19 protein-coding genes are annotated in these 17,772 nt (G+C 73.0%); 12 read left to right on the top strand and 7 right to left on the bottom strand.

Translation table 11 applies throughout. The features are described 5' to 3' along the window. Nucleotides 1-74: 74 nt before the first annotated feature. On the bottom strand, nt 75-959 hold the full coding sequence (locus tag ACH34Q_RS38495) for a zinc-binding dehydrogenase (protein WP_395988157.1): 885 nt from the start codon (nt 957-959) through the stop codon (nt 75-77). Between the two features lie 84 nt (nt 960-1,043). Here ACH34Q_RS38495 and ACH34Q_RS38490 point away from each other — a divergent pair, with 84 nt between their 5' ends. The 3 genes from ACH34Q_RS38490 to ACH34Q_RS38480 all read left to right on the top strand — a co-directional run bounded on the left by ACH34Q_RS38490 (nt 1,044) and on the right by ACH34Q_RS38480 (nt 2,738). Beyond that, nucleotides 1,044-1,451 (top strand): ArsR/SmtB family transcription factor, encoded by a 408-nt coding sequence (locus tag ACH34Q_RS38490; protein ID WP_395988118.1) that lies wholly within the window; start codon nt 1,044-1,046, stop codon nt 1,449-1,451. Between the two features lies 1 nt (nt 1,452). After that, the gene (locus tag ACH34Q_RS38485; protein ID WP_395988117.1) at nt 1,453-2,097 is read left to right on the top strand and encodes an SRPBCC domain-containing protein; all 645 of its coding nucleotides are present in this window, start codon (nt 1,453-1,455) and stop codon (nt 2,095-2,097) included. A 149-nt stretch (nt 2,098-2,246) separates the two neighbouring features. Further along, a complete protein-coding gene (locus ACH34Q_RS38480; RefSeq protein WP_395988116.1) occupies nt 2,247-2,738 on the top strand; it encodes an SRPBCC family protein in 492 nt (163 codons plus the stop codon). Between the two features lie 149 nt (nt 2,739-2,887). Here ACH34Q_RS38480 and ACH34Q_RS38475 read toward each other — a convergent pair whose 3' ends face one another. Together ACH34Q_RS38475 and ACH34Q_RS38470 are read right to left on the bottom strand one after the other, a co-directional pair. Then, a complete protein-coding gene (locus tag ACH34Q_RS38475; protein WP_395988115.1) occupies nt 2,888-3,517 on the bottom strand; it encodes a class I SAM-dependent methyltransferase in 630 nt (209 codons plus the stop codon). Between the two features lie 99 nt (nt 3,518-3,616). Then, entirely contained in the window at nt 3,617-4,423 is an 807-nt protein-coding gene (locus ACH34Q_RS38470; RefSeq protein ID WP_395988114.1) for a putative protein N(5)-glutamine methyltransferase, read from the bottom strand. 216 nt (nt 4,424-4,639) lie between these two features. Here ACH34Q_RS38470 and ACH34Q_RS38465 point away from each other — a divergent pair, with 216 nt between their 5' ends. Further along, nucleotides 4,640-5,599 carry an NAD(P)/FAD-dependent oxidoreductase gene (locus ACH34Q_RS38465; protein WP_395988112.1) on the top strand — a complete coding sequence of 320 codons (960 nt, stop codon included), beginning with the start codon at nt 4,640-4,642 and terminating at the stop codon, nt 5,597-5,599. A 76-nt stretch (nt 5,600-5,675) separates the two neighbouring features. Here ACH34Q_RS38465 and ACH34Q_RS38460 read toward each other — a convergent pair whose 3' ends face one another. Beyond that, nucleotides 5,676-6,818: a winged helix DNA-binding domain-containing protein gene (locus ACH34Q_RS38460; RefSeq protein ID WP_395988111.1), complete on the bottom strand. Its 1,143-nt coding sequence runs from the start codon at nt 6,816-6,818 to the stop codon at nt 5,676-5,678. Nucleotides 6,819-6,911: 93 nt separating this feature from the next. Here ACH34Q_RS38460 and ACH34Q_RS38455 point away from each other — a divergent pair, with 93 nt between their 5' ends. Further along, nucleotides 6,912-7,877: a helix-turn-helix transcriptional regulator gene (locus tag ACH34Q_RS38455; protein ID WP_395988110.1), complete on the top strand. Its 966-nt coding sequence runs from the start codon at nt 6,912-6,914 to the stop codon at nt 7,875-7,877. 106 nt (nt 7,878-7,983) lie between these two features. Beyond that, complete coding sequence (locus tag ACH34Q_RS38450; protein WP_395988109.1) at nt 7,984-8,790, top strand: MBL fold metallo-hydrolase; 807 nt, start codon at nt 7,984-7,986, stop codon at nt 8,788-8,790. A gap of 10 nt (nt 8,791-8,800) precedes the next feature. Here the strand turns inward: ACH34Q_RS38450 and ACH34Q_RS38445 are convergent, their stop codons facing one another. After that, complete coding sequence (locus ACH34Q_RS38445; RefSeq protein ID WP_395988108.1) at nt 8,801-9,388, bottom strand: TetR/AcrR family transcriptional regulator; 588 nt, start codon at nt 9,386-9,388, stop codon at nt 8,801-8,803. Between the two features lie 111 nt (nt 9,389-9,499). Here ACH34Q_RS38445 and ACH34Q_RS38440 point away from each other — a divergent pair, with 111 nt between their 5' ends. After that, complete coding sequence (locus tag ACH34Q_RS38440; RefSeq protein WP_395988107.1) at nt 9,500-10,507, top strand: ATP-binding cassette domain-containing protein; 1,008 nt, start codon at nt 9,500-9,502, stop codon at nt 10,505-10,507. Continuing rightward, a complete protein-coding gene (locus tag ACH34Q_RS38435; protein WP_395988106.1) occupies nt 10,504-11,331 on the top strand; it encodes an ABC transporter permease in 828 nt (275 codons plus the stop codon). The genes ACH34Q_RS38440 and ACH34Q_RS38435 overlap by 4 nt, the downstream gene beginning before the upstream one ends. Nucleotides 11,332-11,395: 64 nt before the next feature. On the opposite strand, the gene ACH34Q_RS38430 is transcribed toward ACH34Q_RS38435, so the two are convergent. Both ACH34Q_RS38430 and rsgA read right to left on the bottom strand, forming a co-directional pair. Continuing rightward, complete coding sequence (locus ACH34Q_RS38430; protein WP_395988105.1) at nt 11,396-11,902, bottom strand: GNAT family N-acetyltransferase; 507 nt, start codon at nt 11,900-11,902, stop codon at nt 11,396-11,398. Between the two features lie 8 nt (nt 11,903-11,910). Continuing rightward, nucleotides 11,911-12,981: a ribosome small subunit-dependent GTPase A gene (rsgA, locus tag ACH34Q_RS38425; RefSeq protein ID WP_395988104.1), complete on the bottom strand. Its 1,071-nt coding sequence runs from the start codon at nt 12,979-12,981 to the stop codon at nt 11,911-11,913. Nucleotides 12,982-13,303: 322 nt separating this feature from the next. On the opposite strand from rsgA, the gene ACH34Q_RS38420 reads away from it, so the two are divergent. From ACH34Q_RS38420 to ACH34Q_RS38405, 4 genes are all read left to right on the top strand, one after another. Next, the gene (locus tag ACH34Q_RS38420; RefSeq protein WP_395988103.1) at nt 13,304-14,290 is read left to right on the top strand and encodes a hypothetical protein; all 987 of its coding nucleotides are present in this window, start codon (nt 13,304-13,306) and stop codon (nt 14,288-14,290) included. Nucleotides 14,291-14,363: 73 nt separating this feature from the next. Continuing rightward, a complete protein-coding gene (locus ACH34Q_RS38415) occupies nt 14,364-15,488 on the top strand; it encodes a hypothetical protein (protein WP_395988102.1) in 1,125 nt (374 codons plus the stop codon). A gap of 73 nt (nt 15,489-15,561) precedes the next feature. Next, nucleotides 15,562-16,281, top strand: coding sequence for a response regulator transcription factor (locus ACH34Q_RS38410; protein WP_395988101.1), 720 nt, complete (start codon nt 15,562-15,564; stop codon nt 16,279-16,281). 30 nt (nt 16,282-16,311) lie between these two features. Further along, nucleotides 16,312-17,772 (top strand): ATP-binding protein, encoded by a 1,461-nt coding sequence (locus ACH34Q_RS38405; RefSeq protein ID WP_395988100.1) that lies wholly within the window; start codon nt 16,312-16,314, stop codon nt 17,770-17,772.

The following is a 17,772-nucleotide window of genomic DNA, read 5'->3' as shown; positions in this document are numbered from 1 at the left end:
CGCGGCGTAATCGTTGATAGGTATCCGCATCCATTACTTCTATCACAGTAACTGTTGATAGAAATTTATGGGCCTTACCCTGGTGTCCGCTCGGCAGGCACGTCCGGAGGCCGGCTCGTAACGCTCAGCGCCGCCCGTTCCCGGTCGATCTCGGTGAACCCGCCACCGGCGAACCCGTAATTGGAGTACGTGCCGCCGCGTTGCACGCGTGCGAACACGGCCTGGCCCAGGTCACCCCCGACGCCGTCGAAGACCACGTTCACGCCGGCGATCTGATCGATCCAGCCGGGCATGGTGTAGTCGACCACCAGGTCGGCGCCGAGTTCCTTGACGACTTTGAGCTTGTGGGCGCCGCGGGCGGCGCCGATGACGCGGGCTCCGGCGGCGGCGGCGAGCTGTACCAGCCCGCTACCGAGGCCACCGGCGGCCGGCTGCACCAGCACGGTCATGCCGGGCTGCACGTCGACCCGGTCGAAGACGGACAGCGCCCCGGCACCGTCGTGCAGCAACGCCATCGCCTCCCACGTCCCCACGCCGTCCGGAATCGGGATCACGTTCTCCAGTGCGGTGGTGACCCGCTCGGCGTAGCCGCCGTCCTCGACGTCGGCGAGGACCCGCCGACCGACCCACTCCCGATCGGCGCCCTCGCCGACCGCGCTGACCTGCCCGGCCGCGCCGACCCCAGGCACGTACGGGGGCTGTGCCGGGAAGATCTCAGCGGCCTGCCCGCTGCGGACCACCGTGTCGATCGACAGCACCCCGGCGACCTCGACGTCGACCACGACCTGGCCCGGCCCGGGGCCTCCTCCGGAACGGTCACGCTCCGCAGGACCTCCGGACCGCCGAACTCCGCGCGGCTCTCGATGCCGACTGCGGCCGGCGTGGCGGGCCCCGACGGCACGAACGCGAGGCGGTCTTCCTCCTTCGTCGGCGTCCTCCGCACTCGTCTGCCATCGCAGAATCCGCGAACGAACTCCAAGCCGAACGCGGATCAGGATGCCAGCACTGACTTATATAAGTGGGGACTGGTATGATTCTGAATCGTGCACGCGTTCGACATCCTCGGCGACCCGGTGCGCCGGCGCATTCTGGAGCTGCTCGCCGACGGCGAGCAGACCTCTGGCGCGATCACGGACGTGATCCGGGCCGAGTTCGGACTCTCCCAGCCGGGTGTCTCACAGCATCTGCGCGTGCTGCGTGACAGCGGGTTCGCGTCGGTGCGGGCTGAGGGCGCTCGCCGGTTCTACGCCGTCGAGTCCGCGCCGCTGAGCGAGGTTGACGCGTGGTTGGACCGGTTTCGCCGGTTGTGGGAACAACGCCTCGACGCTCTGGGAACCGAGCTGGCCCGGGGCAGGCGTGCAGCTCGGACTCCGGCTGGTGGGGAGCCCGCACGACCGGCCGAGTCCGGCACCGATGCGGATAAGACCGATCCGTCAGCGAAGGGAACATGACATGAAAGACATATTGGACGAACTGGCCGCCGCGCACCGGGCAATGGGCAAGGGCAGCGTGCCCGCCGGCGAGGCGTACACCATCGAGGTGCGGCGTCGATACGAAGCGCAGATCGAGGACGTCTGGGACGCCGTTACCAGCCCCGAGCGGCTGCGCCGCTGGTTGAAACCGGTCACCGGGGATCTGCGGCTTGGCGGGAAGTTCGAGTTGGACGGTGGTGAGCACGGCGAGATCCTCCGGTGCGAGCCGCCACGTCTGCTGAAGGTGTCCTGGCTCTACGGGCCGGAGGCCGACGCTTGGCCCGGCACGAGCGAGGTGGAAGTGCGCTTGGTCCCGGGCCCGGCCGGCGACACCGAACTGCAGCTGATCCACGCAGCGGTCGTCGAGGAACCTCTCTTCCCGACCTACGGCCCCGGTGCCGGCGGCGTCGGCTGGGACCTGGCCCTCCTCGCCCTGGCCTGGCTGTTGGCCGGTGGCGACACCACCGGCCATGAGGGGGTCCAGAAGTCGCCCGAAGGGCGCGAGTTCATCCGGCGCAGTGCCGCGGCATGGGGCGAGGCTCACCTGGCCGCCGGTGGTGAACCCGAGCACGTCGCGGCCGCGGTCGAGGCCACCACCAGGTTCTACGCACCCGACCCGACCTGACTTCCCCGCTGCGGTGGGCTGACCGGCATCCCTGGCGCGCAACCCCCGACGAGCATGGTCAATCGCGAGCCGGATGCTCGGACCTCTCCGTTGAGGAGCAGGACGAGCAGCGCAGCAACATGTTGTCCCACACCTGGAAAGAATGCGCGATGAAGTACACCAACTCGATCGAGATCGCCCTGCCGCGGGAGCGGGTGGCCCAACTGCTCGCCGACCCGGCACACCTACCGAAGTGGCTGCGGGGCTTGGTGCTGCACGAGCCGGTGGACGGGATGCACGGGCAGTTCGGTACCAAGTCGCGGGTCGTGATGCAGTCGGGGCGGCGCAGGTTCGAGTGCACCGAGACGATCACACGCCGTGATCCGGCAGACCTGCGCGGCATCCCGAAGGGCAGCGTCGTCCACTTCGACCGCGAGATCGCCGGCGCGGGCATGTGGAGCCTCGTGCGCGATCGGCTGACCGAGGCCGCTCCGGAGACGACGCTGTGGGAGCAAGAGAGCGAATACCGGTTCAGCGGCCTGCTGATGCGGCTGGTGGGGCTGGTGATGCCCGGCTCCTTCCACAAGCAGTCGCAGCAGCACATGCAGGATTTCAAGGCGTTCGCCGAACAGGGGAAGGACGTCCGTGAAGCGAGGAACTGATCTGCCGCGAGTAGTACGTGGACGTGCGGCCGATCGCCGGTTCCGCCGCCGAACCGGACCTCTGAGCCACGCCGCCATGCCCGGCGGGGGCATCGAGGACCTGCTGCGCCGGCCGGCGCAGCAGATCCTCGGCGCGGTCGTGCGGCGGACTAGCGGAGCCGCCGGAGCTTGAGCGTGTTGTCGGTGCGGTGGCCCGGCTGCCCGTCCGGGCCGGTCTGGACGCGCTCGTGCTCCTCGCTGCGCAGGACCTCCCACTGGCCTTCGGGGAGTTCCAGGGACAGCAGGACCTCGTCGGTCGTGGGGAAGTGCATGTCATGGTGCTCGTGGTCCCACGACGGCCCGCTCGCGTGCCCGACGATCAGGAGCACGCCGCCGGGCGCGACGGCCGCTGCGGCGGCCCGCAGGATCTTCTCGCGCGGCATCTCCCCGGGCGTGTGCAGGAACTGCGCGGAGACCAGGTCCCATTCGCCCTCGGGGAAGGACTCGCCCAGGTCGTGCCGCCGCCACTCGATCAGGGCGTCGACGTCCGCGTCCCGCGCGTGCCCGGCGGCCCGGTCCAGGGCGACGCCGGAGATGTCGGTACCGGTGACCCGCCAGCCCTGCTGCGCCAGCCAGATCGCGTCGGCGCCCTCACCCGAACCCAGGTCCAGGGCCCGGCCCGGCGTCATGCCGGTGACCTCGCGTACCAGGGCGTCGTTGGGCTTGCCGCTCCACATCTGCTCGCTCTCGCTGTAGCGGGAGTCCCAGAACTCTTGGCCCGCCTGGTCGTCTTCATGCATCGGTGTTCCCTCCTTGGCCGTCACACGTGCATGCTGCGTCCCTACCCGCCGTCCTGGCAAACTTTGTTGCCAGGACGGCAAATGCCCCGGTTCGCCCGGCTATGAGCCGGCCGCCCCGGTGGCCCCTGGACGGGACGGGCCCTGGGTCCCGATCACCACGCAGGCGTCCCATTCCTCCGAGGTGACCACGCGCGGGGCCAGTCCGTCGCGGGCGACGATCTCGACGGCATCGGGGATCTGGCGGCGGCTCGCCTCGAACAGCAGGTGCCCGCCCGGCGCCAGCCACGCGGGCGCCTCGGCGGTCACGCGGCGCAGCACTTCCAGTCCGTCCGCGCCGCCGTCCAGGGCGACCCGCGCCTCGTGCTCGCGGGCCTCCGGCGGGAGCAGTCCGACCTCCCCGGTGGGCACGTACGGGACGTTGGCGAGCAGCACGGCGACGCGGCCCCGGAGCGAGGTCGGCAGCGGATCGAACAGGTCGCCCTCGTACACCCGGCCACCGGCGGGCATGTTGCGGAGGGCGCAGCGTACGGCGGCGGGGTCGATGTCGGCGGCGTGCAGTTCGATGCCGGGGCGGGCGTCGGCCAGCGCCGCGCCGAGCGCGCCCGAGCCGCAGCACAGGTCGACCACGACCGCTCGCGGGGGTACGAGGCCGATGGCCTGCTCGATGAGGAACTCGGTCCGCCGCCGGGGGACGAAGACGCCGGGGCCGACGGCCATCCGCAGCCCGCGGAATTCGGCCCAGCCGATGACGTGTTCGAGGGGGAGGCCGGCGGCCCGGCGGCCGATCATCGCGGTGAGTTCGCCGGGCGTGCGGGCCGCGGCGGTGAGCAGCCGCGCCTCGTCCTCGGCGAAGACGCAGCCGGCCGAGCGGAGCGTGCCGACGATGGTGGAGAAGGAATCAGGCATGGGGACCTTTCAGGATGCCGTGGCGGGCGCTCCCTGGGTCACCTGCGACACCGACGGGAGGAGAGCACCCGGTCTGCTGCAGCGGTAATGGGTCTCACCTCCTCGTCCGGTACGACGCGAACACTAGCAGGGCACCCTGGCCGTTTGCCGATGCGGCAACAAGGTTTGTCAATCCGTGCATCGCCGGCGCATCCTCTCGGTCGGAGGTGCATCGCAATGGGCGAGAGCAAGGACTATGACGTGGTGATCGTGGGCGGCGGCGCCGCCGGGCTGAGCGGGGCGCTGGCGCTCGCACGGGCGCGGCGCTCGGTGCTGGTGGTGGACGCGGGACGGCCGCGCAACGCCCCGGCGGCCCACGCGCACAACTACCTGGGGCTGGACGGCGTAGCGCCGCAGGACCTGCTGGCCGCGGGCCGCGCCGATGTGACCGGCTACGGCGGGGAGATCGTGTCAGGCCGCGTCGTCTCCGCGCGGCGCAGGCAGGACGGCCGGTTCGACGTGCTGTCGGAGGACGGGACCGTGTACGGCGCGCGCCGGCTGCTGATCACCACCGGGCTGGTGGACGAGCTGCCGCAGCTGCCCGGGATGGCCGAGCTGTGGGGACGGGACGTGCTGCACTGCCCGTACTGCCATGGCTGGGAGGTACGCGACCAGGCGATCGGCATCCTGGCCGGCAGCCCGATGGCGGTTCACCAGGCGCTGCTGTGGAGCCAGTGGAGCAAGGACGTGACCCTGTTCCTGCACACCGCGGCCGAGCCGTCCGAGGAGCAGTACGAGGAGCTGGCCGCCCGCGGCGTGTCCGTCGTGGACGGTGAGGTGGAGGCGCTGGAGATCGAGGACGGCCGGCTCGCCGGCGTGCGGCTGGCGGGCGGCAAGGTGATCGCGCGGCAGGCGCTCGCGGTCGCCCCCCGCTTCACCGCCGTCACCGACGTGCTGGCGACCCTGGGCCTGAAGTCGGAGGACACGGAGGTGAACGGAGCCGTCATCGGCTCGTCCGTACCGTCCGACCCCACCGGCGCGACCACCGTGCCGGGGGTGTGGGTGGCGGGCAACGTCACCGACATCATGGCCCAGCTCATCACCTCGGCCGCCGACGGCCTGCGCGCCGGGGCCACCATCAACTTCGACCTGATCAACGAGGAGGTGCGCCGGGCCGTCGAGGTCAGAGCCGCGTGAGCACGCGAGCCCGCCACCCTGGACCTGCCGGCTCAGGGTGGCGGGCGGCGCGATCGAGCCGGGGAACACCGACGCCTCAGGCGTGGCCGCCGACGGTGACCTTGCCGATGGTCATCTCCGGCTCGGCCTCCAGGATCTCGCCGACCCGCTCCACTTGGGCGTCCAGGTCCGCGAGCTGCCCCGGCGAGAGTGTGACCAGCGGCTCCACCGTGACGGTGAGCCTGCGGCCGGAACGGCGCTGGTGCCACAGCCCCGCGACGACCCCGTCCACCAGCAGCACCTGGAAGTTGGCGGGCAGGACCCGGTCGGCGGCCTCGCCGGGGTAGAGGATCTGGGGCGGCTGGTTGCCGACCCGGTAGGCGTAGGTGTCGAAGTAGGGCAGCAGCCGTACGCCTCGCGGCGGGTCGGACGGGACGGCGGTGTCCCCGGCCGTCACCCACTCCACCGAGCCTTCGACGTCGACCTGCTCCAGCTCGCCGGCCATCGAGGCGAACACCTCGTTCGCCCACGTCACCGGCGCGTTCAGCCAGTGCGCGAACCGCTTGGGCGTGGCGGGGCCGTAGGCGTTCAGGTACTGGTGGACCAGGCGGGGCAGCGCCTCGGCGGCGTCCATCGGCTCGAGGTCGGGCAGCCACCGGTGCGGGTTGGTGTAGGTGACCTTCCGGCCCCGGTTGGGTGCGGAGCACATCACGCCCCGGATCCCGGCCTCGTGCAGGGCCTGCCGCCATCGGGGCCACATGCCCTGGAACGCGGGCATCACCATCTCGGCGGCCCATGGCCCGGTCCGCACGCGGACCGCGTCGTCGAGCTCGTCGATGGTCAGTTCGGCGTCGCGCAGGGCGTCCCCGATCGCCTCGACGACCTCGTCGGTCTGCTCCGGCGTCATCCGCAGTCCGGGCGCGGACTGGCCGGCCGGCGGCAGCGACGTCAGCGCGCCGATCCACATGCCCAGGTCACGGGCGGGCAGCACATGCACGGTGCCGCGCGGCCCGTGCGTCTTGACCAGGCTCCGGTCCTCCCACAGCGCCTTGCGTACGTCCACGCGCGTCGCGCCCTCGATCCGCTGCGCGATGCCCAGCTCGGCGGCCGTCAGCACCTGGGCGTGCACGCCGGCCATGGCGGCGACGATGTCGGAGGGCCGCGCCTCCTTGGACGGTACGGTCAGCGCGTGCCGCTCCAGGCGCCGCGCGCAGACCTCGTCCCAGTTCATCCGCTGCATAGCTGCTCCTCGTGCGGTGCCGTGGTGCGATGTGATCACTCTAGGAGCCGTCTAGGTCAGAATGTGTCCTCGACGTACGGCATCCTCGACGGTATGGGAGACACTCCGGCGCGGCTGCTGAACCTGCTGTCGCTCCTGCAGGCGCCGCGCGAATGGGCGGGCGGCGAGCTCGCCGAGCGGCTGCGGGTGAGCCCGCGGACGATCCGGCGCGACATCGACCGGCTGCGCGAGCTCGGCTATCCCGTCGAGGCGACGATGGGCCCGATGGGGGGCTACCGCCTGGTGGCCGGTACGGCGATGCCGCCGCTGCTGCTGGACGACGAGGAGGCGGTGGCGATCGCGGTGGGGCTGCGCACGGCGGCCGGCAACGCCGTCGAGGGGATCGGGGAGGCCTCGGTCCGGGCGCTGGCCAAGCTGGAGCAGGTGCTCCCGTCCCGGCTGCGCCGCCGGGTCGGCGCGCTGAACGCCGTGACCGTCCCGCTGTCGGGCGGGGCGGGCCCGAGCGTCGATCCTGAGGTCCTGTCCGCGATCGCGGCGGCGGCCGCCAACCGGGAGCGGCTGCGGTTCGCCTACGAGGCGGTGGACGGCACCGGGACGCGGCGCCTGGTGGAGCCGCATCGCCTCGTACCGGCCGGGCGGCGCTGGTACCTCGTCGCCCACGACGCCGACCGCGACGATTGGCGGATCTTCCGCGTGGACCGCGTGCGCGAGCCCTTCCCCACCGGGCAGCGGTTCGTACCGCGCGAACCTCCCGGGCAGGACGCGGCGGAGTTCGTGCGGGACAAGCTCCATTCACTGGCCCCCACCTATCAGGCCGTGGCGACGCTGCACCTTCCGGCCGACCAGGCCAGGGGCCGCCTGGGCGACCGTCCCGGCGAGATCGAGCCGATCGACGATCACAGCTGCCGGCTCAACGGCCACAGCGACACCCTGGAGTGGCTGGCCTTCCGGCTGATCATGCTGGGCTGCGCGTTCGAGGTGCACGGGCCGCCGGAGCTGATCGACTACCTGCGCGAGATGGGCGCCCGCGCCACCCGCGCCGCCGGCGGGCGGGGCTGAGCGCGGCGGCCGAAAGCACGGCTCACTCTTTACGGGGCCATAGCCGCAAAGTGGTCGTACGGGTATCTACTGGGAAGTACCCCCCGATCAACCTCTGGGGACCACCATGCACATCTCACGCCCCGCCCCCGATGTCGCCGCCCTGTCGGACGTCGTCCCTATCCCGGGCCTGGGATTCCTGCCCGTCAACGCCTACGTCCTGCACGCCAGGGAGCCGATGGTCATCGACACCGGGCTGCGCGCCTCGCGGCCGGAGTTCCTGCGGGAGCTGTGGTCGCTGGTCGATCCCGCGGACCTGCGCTGGATCTACCTGACCCACCCCGACCGCGACCACACCGGGAGCGTCTTCGACATCCTGGAGGCGGCTCCGGACGCGCGGCTGGTGACCACCTACCTCGGCATGGGCCTGCTGTCGCTCGACCGGCCCGTCCCGCCCGAGCGGGTGTTCCTGCTCAATCCCGGGCAGTCGCTGGACGTCGGCGACCGCCGGCTCACCGCCTTCCGGCCGCCGGTGTACGACAGCGCCGCCACGACGGGACTCGTCGACGAGCGCACCGGGACCTGCTTCAGCTCCGACTGCTTCGGCGCGCCGCTGACCAGCGCCGACCTCGGCCAGAGCGACGACATCGCGGCGATCCCGCACGATGATCTGGTCGCCGGCCAGCGGCTGTGGACCTCGGTCGACAGCCCGTGGGTCGCCCAGGTCGACCGGACGGCGTTCCATGCCTCGCTGGAACCGCTGCGGCGGCTCGACCCGCCGACGGTGCTCAGCTCGCACCTGCCACCGGCGCACCGCACGGCGGAGGCCCTGCTGGACACCCTCGCGAGCGCCCCGGACACCGCGCCCTACATCGGGCCCGACCAGCTGGCGCTGCAGGCGATGCTCAAGGAGATGGAACCCGCCCCCGCCTGACACCCGCCGCTCACGCCTGGGGGCGGATGCCGTTCTCGAACGTGCGGATCACGGTGGCGGTGACGCCGTGCCGGGGGAGCAGTCCCTTGTCGGCGTCCTCCACCCCGGTGAACACCAGTGCCCAGAGCGTGTGCTGGATCCACGCGGCGCTGACCTCGGCGTCGAACACGCCCTCGGCCTGGCCTCGCTCGATGAGGCGCAGCACAGGGTCGTCGTCGTAGTCCTCGTCCCCTTCGCAGGGCTCGGGACCGTACTCCTTCAGCACGCGCGGATCGCCCCACAGGAACATGATCCGGTCGCCGGCCTCCACCATGGCCGCGACCAGCCGCCGCATTCCCTCCAGTGGCGGGCCGTCGCCGATCGCCGCGCCCTCCACCGAGCGCCCGATCGCCTCCAGGGAGTCCTCGACGACCGCCCTCATCAGCTCGTCGCGGTCGGGAAAGTAGCGGTGCAGGGTGCTGCGCCCCACGTCGGCGGCCTCGGCGATCTCCGCCAGCGTCGCGCCGTGCCGGCGGGCCAGCAGCGAGGCGGCGGCGCTGAGGATGGCGCGGCGGGTGCGGCCGCGCACCCCTGATTCGGGTGTCTCGGTCGTGCTCATCGCAGAAAAAGTATCACTTGACAACCATGATGGATCTTGTAACTCTCTCTTTGGGACGCTAATGTCCCAAAAATACAAGCGAGTATCCAACTATGGAAGGGATGTGCTCCTTTGAGTTCGACGGCATCGGCGGTCGTCGCCGAGGGGGTGCGCAAGCGGTTCGGTGCGACCGCCGCGCTCGACGGCTTCGACCTGGAGGTACGCGAGGGAACGGTCTGCGGGCTGCTCGGCCCCAACGGCGCGGGCAAGACCACCGCCGTCCGGATCCTGAGCACGCTGCTGCGGGCCGACGCGGGACGGGTCTCGGTGGCCGGATTCGACGTGGCCCGCCAGGGCGCGCGGGTACGGCGCAAGATCGGGCTGGCCGGGCAGCATCCGGCGGTGGACGAGATCCTCACCGGCCGCGAGAACCTGGAGATGTGGGCGCGGCTCTACCACCTGCGCGGCGTGGCGGCCCGGCGCAGGGCCGATGAGCTGCTGGAAAGGTTCGGGCTCGGCGACGCGGCGGGCAAGCGCGTCAAGCACTACTCCGGCGGCATGCGGCGCCGGCTCGACCTGGCCGCGAGCTTCATCCTCGCCCCGCGCGTGCTGTTCCTGGACGAGCCCACGACCGGCCTGGACCCGCGCGGCCGCAACGAGGTGTGGGAGGCCGTCCGCGCCCTGGTCACCGGCGGTACGACGGTGCTGCTCACCACGCAGTACCTGGACGAGGCCGACCGGCTGGCGCACCAGATCGCGGTGCTCGACTCCGGCCGCGTGATCGCCGACGGTCCCCCCGAGCGGCTCAAGTCCGCGATCGGCGGCGACCGGATCGATCTGGTGCTGCGCGATCCGGCGGACCTGCCGGAGGCGGTACGGACCGTCGCGCGGATCGCGGAGGCCGAGCCGGAGACCGACCCGGAGACCCGGCGGATCAGCGCCCCCGTCCGGGACCGCATCGGGGCGCTCACCGAGATCATGCGGGCGCTCACCGACGCGGGCGCCGAGGTCGAGGACGTGGCGCTGCGCCGCCCGACGCTGGACGAGGTGTTCCTGCGGCTCACCGGCCACCGTGCCGCAGAGGCGGACGACGCCGGTGCCGCGACCGATTCCCCGGCCGTGCCGGAGGTGGTCGCATGACGGCGCCCGCCGTACCGGCCGTCCCCTCGGGCCCGCTGGGCCGGCTGGGCTGGGCGTGGCTGGACGGCTGGACCGTCGCCCGCCGCGAGCTGATCCACTGGGTGCGCAATCCCGGGGTGATCGCCTACCAGCTGCTCTGGCCGATCATGCTGGTGCTGATGTTCGGGTTCGTGTTCGGCAGCGCGATGCTGGTCGAGGGCGGCGGGGACTACCGCGAGTTCCTGCTGCCGGGGCTGTTCGGCCAGACGATGATGTTCGGGATCGCGACGACGATCACGATGGTGTCCACCGACGCCGCCCGGGGCATCACCGACCGGTTCCGGTCGATGCCGATGTCGCCGTCGGCGGTGGTGCTCGGGCGCAGCCTGTCCGACATGGTCACCTCCGTCCTGGAGCTGGCGATCCTGATCACCTGCGGGCTGGCCGTCGGCTGGGGCTTCCACCAGGGGCCCGTCCGCGCGCTGGCGGCGGTGGGGCTGCTCCTGCTGCTGCGGTTCGCGCTGGTCTGGGCGGGCATCATGGTCGGCCTGATGGTCGGGCCCGAGGCCGCGGCGGTGGCGTGGGCGCCGCTGTTCCCGCTGACGATGGTCGCCAACACGTTCGTCTCGCCGGACCAGATGCCCGGCTGGCTCGGCGCGATCGCCGCCTGGAACCCGCTGTCGGCGACCGTCGCCGCCTGCCGGGAGCTGTTCGGCAACCCCGGCGTCGGTGGCGAGTCCTGGGCGGCGCAGCATCCGATCCTGCTGGCCGTGGTGTGGCCGGTGGCGATCGTGGCGGTGTTCCTGCCGCTGTCGGTGCGCCGCTACCGGCGCCTCAGCAACTGACCCGGCCGGGGTGAACGTGCCTGGCCGGCGGGGGCGTCGAGGCTCCCCGCCGGCCAGGGCCTGGTCAGACGCCGAACGGCGGCGCGTACCGGATCGTCCCGGACGGGACGGGCCCGGAGTCGTCGAGAACGAGCGCCATCAACGCCTCGTCGGGGACCTCGAACGACACCCCGATCCCCATTCGCGAGGCCGGGACGAACCCGAACCTGGGGTAGTACTCGGGATGCCCGAGCACGACCACCAGCGGCTCGCCCCGCTCCTGGGCCGCCTGGAGCACCGCCCGTGTGACCGCCGCGCCCGCACCCTGCCTCTGGTACGCGGGCAGGACGGAGACGGGGGCCAGCGCGAGGGCGTCCGAGCCGCCGATATGGCAGCGGGTCAGCAGCGCGTGACCGGCGAGCTCACCGTCGGGCGTCTCGGCCACCCACGACAGGCCCGGCAGCCAGGCCGGGCCGGTGCGCAGGGCGTCGACGAGGTCGGCCTCCCCGGCCGTCGGGAACGCGGCCAGCACGATCCGGCGCACGGCCGCGACGTCCTGCCCGGTCTCGGGCCTGGTCTTCCAGACGTTCATGCCGGCGCTCATCGCTTCTTCCCGTCGATCTTGTACTTCTGCCGCAGCGATCTGCTGATCTCCTTGTACCGGTTCTCCTGCTGGGCGCGCAGCCGCGCGTCGCCGCGCGCGGCGATCCACTCGTTCTCCCGGACCAGTTTGCGGTAGCTGTCCAGCCGCCGCCGCGGCAGGGTTCGTTCCTCGATCGCGGCGAGCACGGCGCAGCCGGGTTCGCTCTGGTGGGCGCAGTCGGCGAAGCGGCAGTCCGCCGCCAGCCCCTCCACGTCCGCGAAGGCCTGCTGGAGCCCCTCGGCGGCGTCGAAGAGCCCGACGCCGCGCAGCCCGGGCGTGTCGATGAGCACGCCGCCGCCCGGCAGCGGGAGCAGCTCGCGGCGCACGGTGGTGTGCCGGCCCTTGCCGTCGGCGTCGCGTACGGCGTTGGTGGCGAGCACCTCGGCGCCCAGCAGCGCGTTGCCGAGGGTGGACTTGCCGGCCCCCGACACGCCGATGAGGACCACCGTGCCGGTGAGCACGGCGGCGGCGATGTCGACGCCGTCCCCGGTGGCGGCGCTGCACGAGACGATCTCGACGCCGGGCGCGGCCAGGGCGACCTCGGCCTCCTCGGCGGCGGGGTCGGCGCACTGATCGGACTTGGTCAGCACGATCACCGGCCGGGCGCCGCTCTCCCAGGCCAGCGCGAGCAGCCGCTCGATCCGGCCCAGGTCGACCGGCCCGGCGAGCGAGACGGCGATCGCGACGGTGTCGACGTTGGCGGCCAGGACCTGCCCGCGGGAGTCGCGGGAGGCCGAGGACCGCACGATGGCGGTACGGCGGGGGAGCAGGGCGGCGATCGCCGGATGCTCCCCGATCCGCAGCGCCGCCCAGTCCCCCGTGCAGGGGCCCTGCACCGGGTCGGACGAGGCCACGGGAGTGGTGTCGGCCCGAACCGGGCCGGCTTCGGTGACGGTGTCGCACTGACCGCGGTCGACGGCGGCGACGCGTGCGGGGACGAGCCCCTGTTCACGATATGGAGCGAAGTCCTGCTCCAGGCCCTCGTCCCAGCCATAGGGGATCAGGGCCTGCGAAATGATGGAAGTCAACGGTGTGGAAACCCTTGTGTGAAGGGGCCCTGGCGACGACCCGGCACCGGACGTCGTGAACGCCGGCCGGCGTCATGCGCGCCGGTAAGGGGTCAGCCGAGGGCCCGGGACATGAGGATGGCCCGAGTGCTGCGCGCAGCAGCGATCACCGCGACGGCCATACATCTCACCTCCCTGGCAAGCTCCACGAGTACTCCGCCCGCGAGACTACCCGTGGCGTTCTCCTCCTCGCCACTTCTTTAACGGAGATCACCCGTCCGGGGGAACCGGCCCGTCCTCACCGGGGAGGCTCCGCGCGCCCCGTACGCGAAGGATCGTCCTCATGGTGACGATGACGACACGCCTGCGGACCGGCCCGGATCTGTGGGCGAGGATCGGTGTTCCCTGGTTGATCGCGTACGGGGCGCTGCAGGCCTACTGGGCGCTCGGGCACCGCCCCGCGGACCTGTCCCCCGTCGGCGGGGACCTGGTCGCCTTCACCGGCTGGGGCGCCGTCGCCCTGTGCGCGGCGGGCGCCGTCGTCCTGGCCGCGCTGATGACCGTACGGGCCACGGGGGCGGCCAGGTGGGTGCTGCTGCCGGCGGCGTGGGCGGTGGCTGTCGGGCTGGTCGCGTCCGGAGCGCTCCTGCTGCTGGACGTGATCGGCGCGATCCTGCCGGGCCTGGGCATCGAATTCTTCCCCCTCGGCGCACTGAGCAAGGCCGGATGCGTCGGCGGAGGCGTGCTGACCGGCCTGGCGGCGCTGTCGTACCAGCGCCGCACGCGGGCCGGATGCGCCGAGTGCGGGCGGGCGGCGACCGCGCCCGGGCCGCTGGACCGGACGCCGGCCTGGGCCTATGCCGCCGCGTACGCGTCCGTCGCGGGCTGCGTGGTCCGGGTGCTCGCGCAGGCGGCCGTCGGTTTCGAGAAGTCGCCGCTGAGTTCGGGCGCCTCGGCGCTGCTGTTCGAGATCGGGTTCGTGCTGGGCGGCAGCCTCCTGCCACTGTCGCTGGTCCACTCCTGGGGGCGGGTCTGGCCGCGCTGGATCCCGGGCCTGTCCGGCCGGGACGTCCCGCGCCGGCTGGTGCTGTGGCCCGCGGCCGGGATCTCGGCCGGGCTGATCGTCTACTTCGGGCTGATGCTGCTCCAGATGATCGCCGAGCGGCTGCAGGGCCGGAACCCGTTCCCTCCGTCGGGCGGACTGGAACTGCCGGAGGTGTTCTTCTGGTTCGCCGTTCCGGCCTATCTGGCCTGGGGGATCGGGATGGCGGTCGCGGCGGCCGGCTACGCCCGGCTGACCCGGGCCGGCTGCGCCCGCTGCGGCCGGTGAACGAAGATCGAAAGGGCTGGCGGCCGATATCGCCGGTTATGGTGATGTCAGGAGACTGGACATCGTTGGGGGCGTGGCCGTGGACGAGCAGGTGGACAAGGCGGGCGAGCCCGCGGCGGCGGTACCGGCCGGCCGGGACGCCGAGCGCACCCCGCCGCCGGCGCCGCTCGACCAGGCGGCGGCCGAGCGCGTCGAGGAGCTGTGGAAGGGCCTGGCGCCCGCCGCGGCGGAGGCGGCGCGGCTGGCGGCGGGCGTGAGCGAGCCCGTCCGGCAGGCCGCCAGGGACGCCGCCTCCCGCGCGGCGGGCACGATCGTGGACCAGCTGGCCGGGACCCCCGCGATGCGGGTGATCGAGCAGGCCGTCCGCGACGCGGCGGTCAAGGCCGCGAGCGGCGTCGCCGAGCGGGCCGTCGCCGAGGCGCGCGCCGCGGCCGGGGCCCATCCGGTCACCGGTGCCGCGTTCGAGGCCACCACCGCCGCGATGACCATCGCCGGGCAGGCCGCCTCGCACCCGATGGCGGCCGCCGCGGCCCGGATGGCCGCCCGGCACCCGTTCACCCGCGCCGCCACCGCCACCGCCCGGGACATGGCGGGCCGCACGGTGAGCGCCCCGGCCGTCCAGGCCGCCTCCAAGATCGTCGTGGACACGGCGCTGGACACGGTGACCGACGTCGCGGTGGACGTGACCATGGAGGTGGCGGGCGACCTGGTGTTCCGCGTGGTCCGCGACACCGCCCGTGACACGGCCCGCGACCTGGCCGTCTCCGTCGGCGGGCGGGCCCGCGACGCCGCCGCGCAGTCGCCGCTGACCGCGGCCGCCGCCGAGATGGCCACCGAGTTCACCGTCCGCGCCGCCGGCAGCGAGACCGTGCGCGGCACGGTCCGCTCGGCCGGTGAGCTGCTGGCCGCGGCCGCCGGCAGCGCCGTCGCCCGCACCGCGCGGGAGCTGGCCGTACGCGCCGCGACCACCGCGATCCAGGCGGTGATGGCCGAGCTGATGCGCGAGGCGCTCAAGCTCGCGATGCGCGAGACGGTCCGCGACCTGATGTTCGCCGTGGCCCGCGACGTGGTCATCGACGTCACCAAGACCACCTGGACGGCCGCGACCCGTCCCGTTCCCGAGGCTCCGGCGGGCCCGACCGTGCGGGTCCGGGCCGAGCCCGCGGGGCCGGCCGGCTCCGAGCGGTCGGCATCATGAGAACTTCCTGAGAGTTCGGCCTGGACCGCCCCTGTCGGCATGACCGCACGTCAGGGGTGGTTACGTTGGGTCCATGGAGCCTGGAACGCCGCCGTCGGCGGCGCGGATCCTCGTCGTGGACGACGAGCCGGCGGTACGGGAGTCGCTGACCAGCAGCCTGGAGTTCGAGGGCTACCGGGTCGGCGCGGCGGCCGACGGGGCGCTGGCGCTGGCGAGCGTCGCGCGGGAGGCCCCCGACCTGGTCGTCCTGGACGTGCTCATGCCGCGGATGGACGGCCTGACCGCCTGCCGGCGGCTGCGCGCCCAGGGCGCCACCATGCCGGTGCTGATGCTGACCGCGCGGGACATGGTCGGCGACCGCGTCAGCGGGCTGGACGCCGGCGCCGACGACTACCTGGCCAAGCCGTTCGAGCTGGACGAGCTGCTGGCGCGGATCCGCGCGCTGCTGCGCCGCAGCGCGATGGCCGCTCCCGCCGGGGCCGGGCAGGGCGGGATCCTGTCGTTCGACGACCTGCGGATGGACACCGCGGCCCGCGAGGTCACCCGGGCCGGGACACCGCTGGAGCTGACCCGTACCGAATACATGCTGCTGGAGCTGTTCCTGCTGCATCCGCGCCAGGTCCTGACCCGCGAGCAGATCCTGGAGACGGTGTGGGGATTCGACTTCGAGCCCGCCTCCAACTCCCTGGACGTGTACGTGATGTACCTGCGCCGCAAGACCGAGGCCGGCGGGCTGCCCCGGCTGGTGCACACCGTCCGCGGCGTCGGCTACGTGCTGCGGTCGGCGTCGTGAGCGGGCGGCCGTGATGAGGGGGCCGGTCTCGTGATCCGGCGGCTGTCGCTGCGCGGCCGGCTGTCGCTGCTCACCGCGCTGGCGGTGGCCGTGGCGGTGGCGGCGTGCGCGGTGGCGAGCTGGTTCCTGGTCCGCGGCCAGCTCTACCAGGAGCTCGACCGGCGGCTCGCCGCGGTCGGCGGCCTGCCCGGGCCACTGCCGGGCAAGGGCCCTCCAGGGGATCCCGCACCGCGCGACTCGCGCCGTTCCTGGGAGTTCACCGACGCGCTGGAGGACTGCAGCCCCACCGCCACGACCACCGGTGCCCGGCTGCGGCCGCCCGGCCCGTACGAGATCATGCAGCTGGTGAACGCTCGGGGCGGCCCCTGCACGGTGCCCAACGCCGGTTCGCTCACCGTGGCCGGCGCCGACGCCCAGGTGGCCAGGGGCGAGCGGGAGTCCGCCGTACGGGACGGCACCGGCGTCACCGCCGACGGCGAGCGGATCGACGTCCGGGTGCGCACCCAGCGGTTCATGGCGGCCGACGGCACCAGCGGGGCGGTGTCGTTCGCGCTCGGCCTGGACCAGGTCGAGGAGCCGCTGGGCGATCTGGCGCTGGCACTGGCGGCGGTCGCGGCGCTGGGCGTGCTGGCCGCCGCCGGGACCGGGCTGATGATCGCGCGGGCGTCGCTGCGCCCGGTGGACGAGCTGACCGCCGTGACCGAGCACATCGCGCGGACCGAGGACCTCACCACCCGGATCCCGGCCGAGGGCGCCGACGAGATCGCCCGGCTGAGCCGCTCGTTCAACACCATGACCGCCGCGCTGGCCGCCTCCCGCGACCACCAGCAGCAGCTCATCGCCGACGCCGGGCACGAGCTGCGCACCCCGCTGACCAGCCTGCGCACCAACATCGACCTGCTGCTGCGGGCGGAGGCGGCCGGCCGCGAGCTGCCCGCCGAGGCCCGCCACAACCTGCTGGTCAGCGTCAAGGCGCAGATGCTGGAGCTGTCCAGCCTGGTCGGTGACCTGCTCGAGCTGGCCCGTCCCGAGGACGCCGAGCCCGCCCGCGAGACCGTCGCGCTGCACGAGGTCGCCGGGCGCGCGGTGGAACGCGCCGGCCTGCGCGGCCTCGGGCTGCGCATCGAGACCGACATCCGGCCCTGGTACGTGACCGGCGACCCGGCGTCGCTGGAGCGCGCCGTGGTGAACCTGCTGGACAACGCGGTGAAGTTCAGCCCGCCCGGCGGCGTCGTCCAGGTACGGCTGGCCGACGGCGAGCTCAGCGTGCGCGACCACGGCCCCGGCATCCCCGGCGAGGACCTGCCGCACGTGTTCGAGCGGTTCTGGCGCTCCCCGTCGGCGCGCAGCCTGCCCGGCTCCGGCCTGGGACTGTCGATCGTGGCCCGCGCCGTCACCGAGGGCGGCGGGAAGGTCAGGCTCGATCCCGCCGAGGGCGGCGGCACCCTGGCCCGGATGTGGCTCCCCGGAACGCCCGAGCGCGGAGACTGA

Origin of the sequence: Actinomadura sp. 9N407, from assembly GCF_044326315.1 — a bacterium.
Lineage (GTDB): Bacteria > Actinomycetota > Actinomycetes > Streptosporangiales > Streptosporangiaceae > Spirillospora.
Note: the sequence above shows the minus strand (reverse complement) of the source record. Positions and strands in the feature narration are given on the sequence as shown.

Coding starts and splice junctions, on each gene's coding strand:
- ACH34Q_RS38485 (WP_395988117.1), top strand. CDS start 1,453: ATGAAAGACATATTGGACGAACTGGCCGCCGCGCACCGGGCAATGGGC.
- ACH34Q_RS38465 (WP_395988112.1), top strand. CDS start 4,640: ATGGGCGAGAGCAAGGACTATGACGTGGTGATCGTGGGCGGCGGCGCC.
- ACH34Q_RS38455 (WP_395988110.1), top strand. CDS start 6,912: ATGGGAGACACTCCGGCGCGGCTGCTGAACCTGCTGTCGCTCCTGCAG.
- ACH34Q_RS38450 (WP_395988109.1), top strand. CDS start 7,984: ATGCACATCTCACGCCCCGCCCCCGATGTCGCCGCCCTGTCGGACGTC.
- ACH34Q_RS38470 (WP_395988114.1), bottom strand. CDS start 4,423: ATGCCTGATTCCTTCTCCACCATCGTCGGCACGCTCCGCTCGGCCGGC.
- ACH34Q_RS38430 (WP_395988105.1), bottom strand. CDS start 11,902: ATGAACGTCTGGAAGACCAGGCCCGAGACCGGGCAGGACGTCGCGGCC.
- ACH34Q_RS38460 (WP_395988111.1), bottom strand. CDS start 6,818: ATGCAGCGGATGAACTGGGACGAGGTCTGCGCGCGGCGCCTGGAGCGG.
- ACH34Q_RS38410 (WP_395988101.1), top strand. CDS start 15,562: ATGGAGCCTGGAACGCCGCCGTCGGCGGCGCGGATCCTCGTCGTGGAC.
- ACH34Q_RS38435 (WP_395988106.1), top strand. CDS start 10,504: ATGACGGCGCCCGCCGTACCGGCCGTCCCCTCGGGCCCGCTGGGCCGG.
- ACH34Q_RS38475 (WP_395988115.1), bottom strand. CDS start 3,517: ATGCATGAAGACGACCAGGCGGGCCAAGAGTTCTGGGACTCCCGCTAC.
- ACH34Q_RS38420 (WP_395988103.1), top strand. CDS start 13,304: ATGGTGACGATGACGACACGCCTGCGGACCGGCCCGGATCTGTGGGCG.
- ACH34Q_RS38480 (WP_395988116.1), top strand. CDS start 2,247: ATGAAGTACACCAACTCGATCGAGATCGCCCTGCCGCGGGAGCGGGTG.
- ACH34Q_RS38445 (WP_395988108.1), bottom strand. CDS start 9,388: ATGAGCACGACCGAGACACCCGAATCAGGGGTGCGCGGCCGCACCCGC.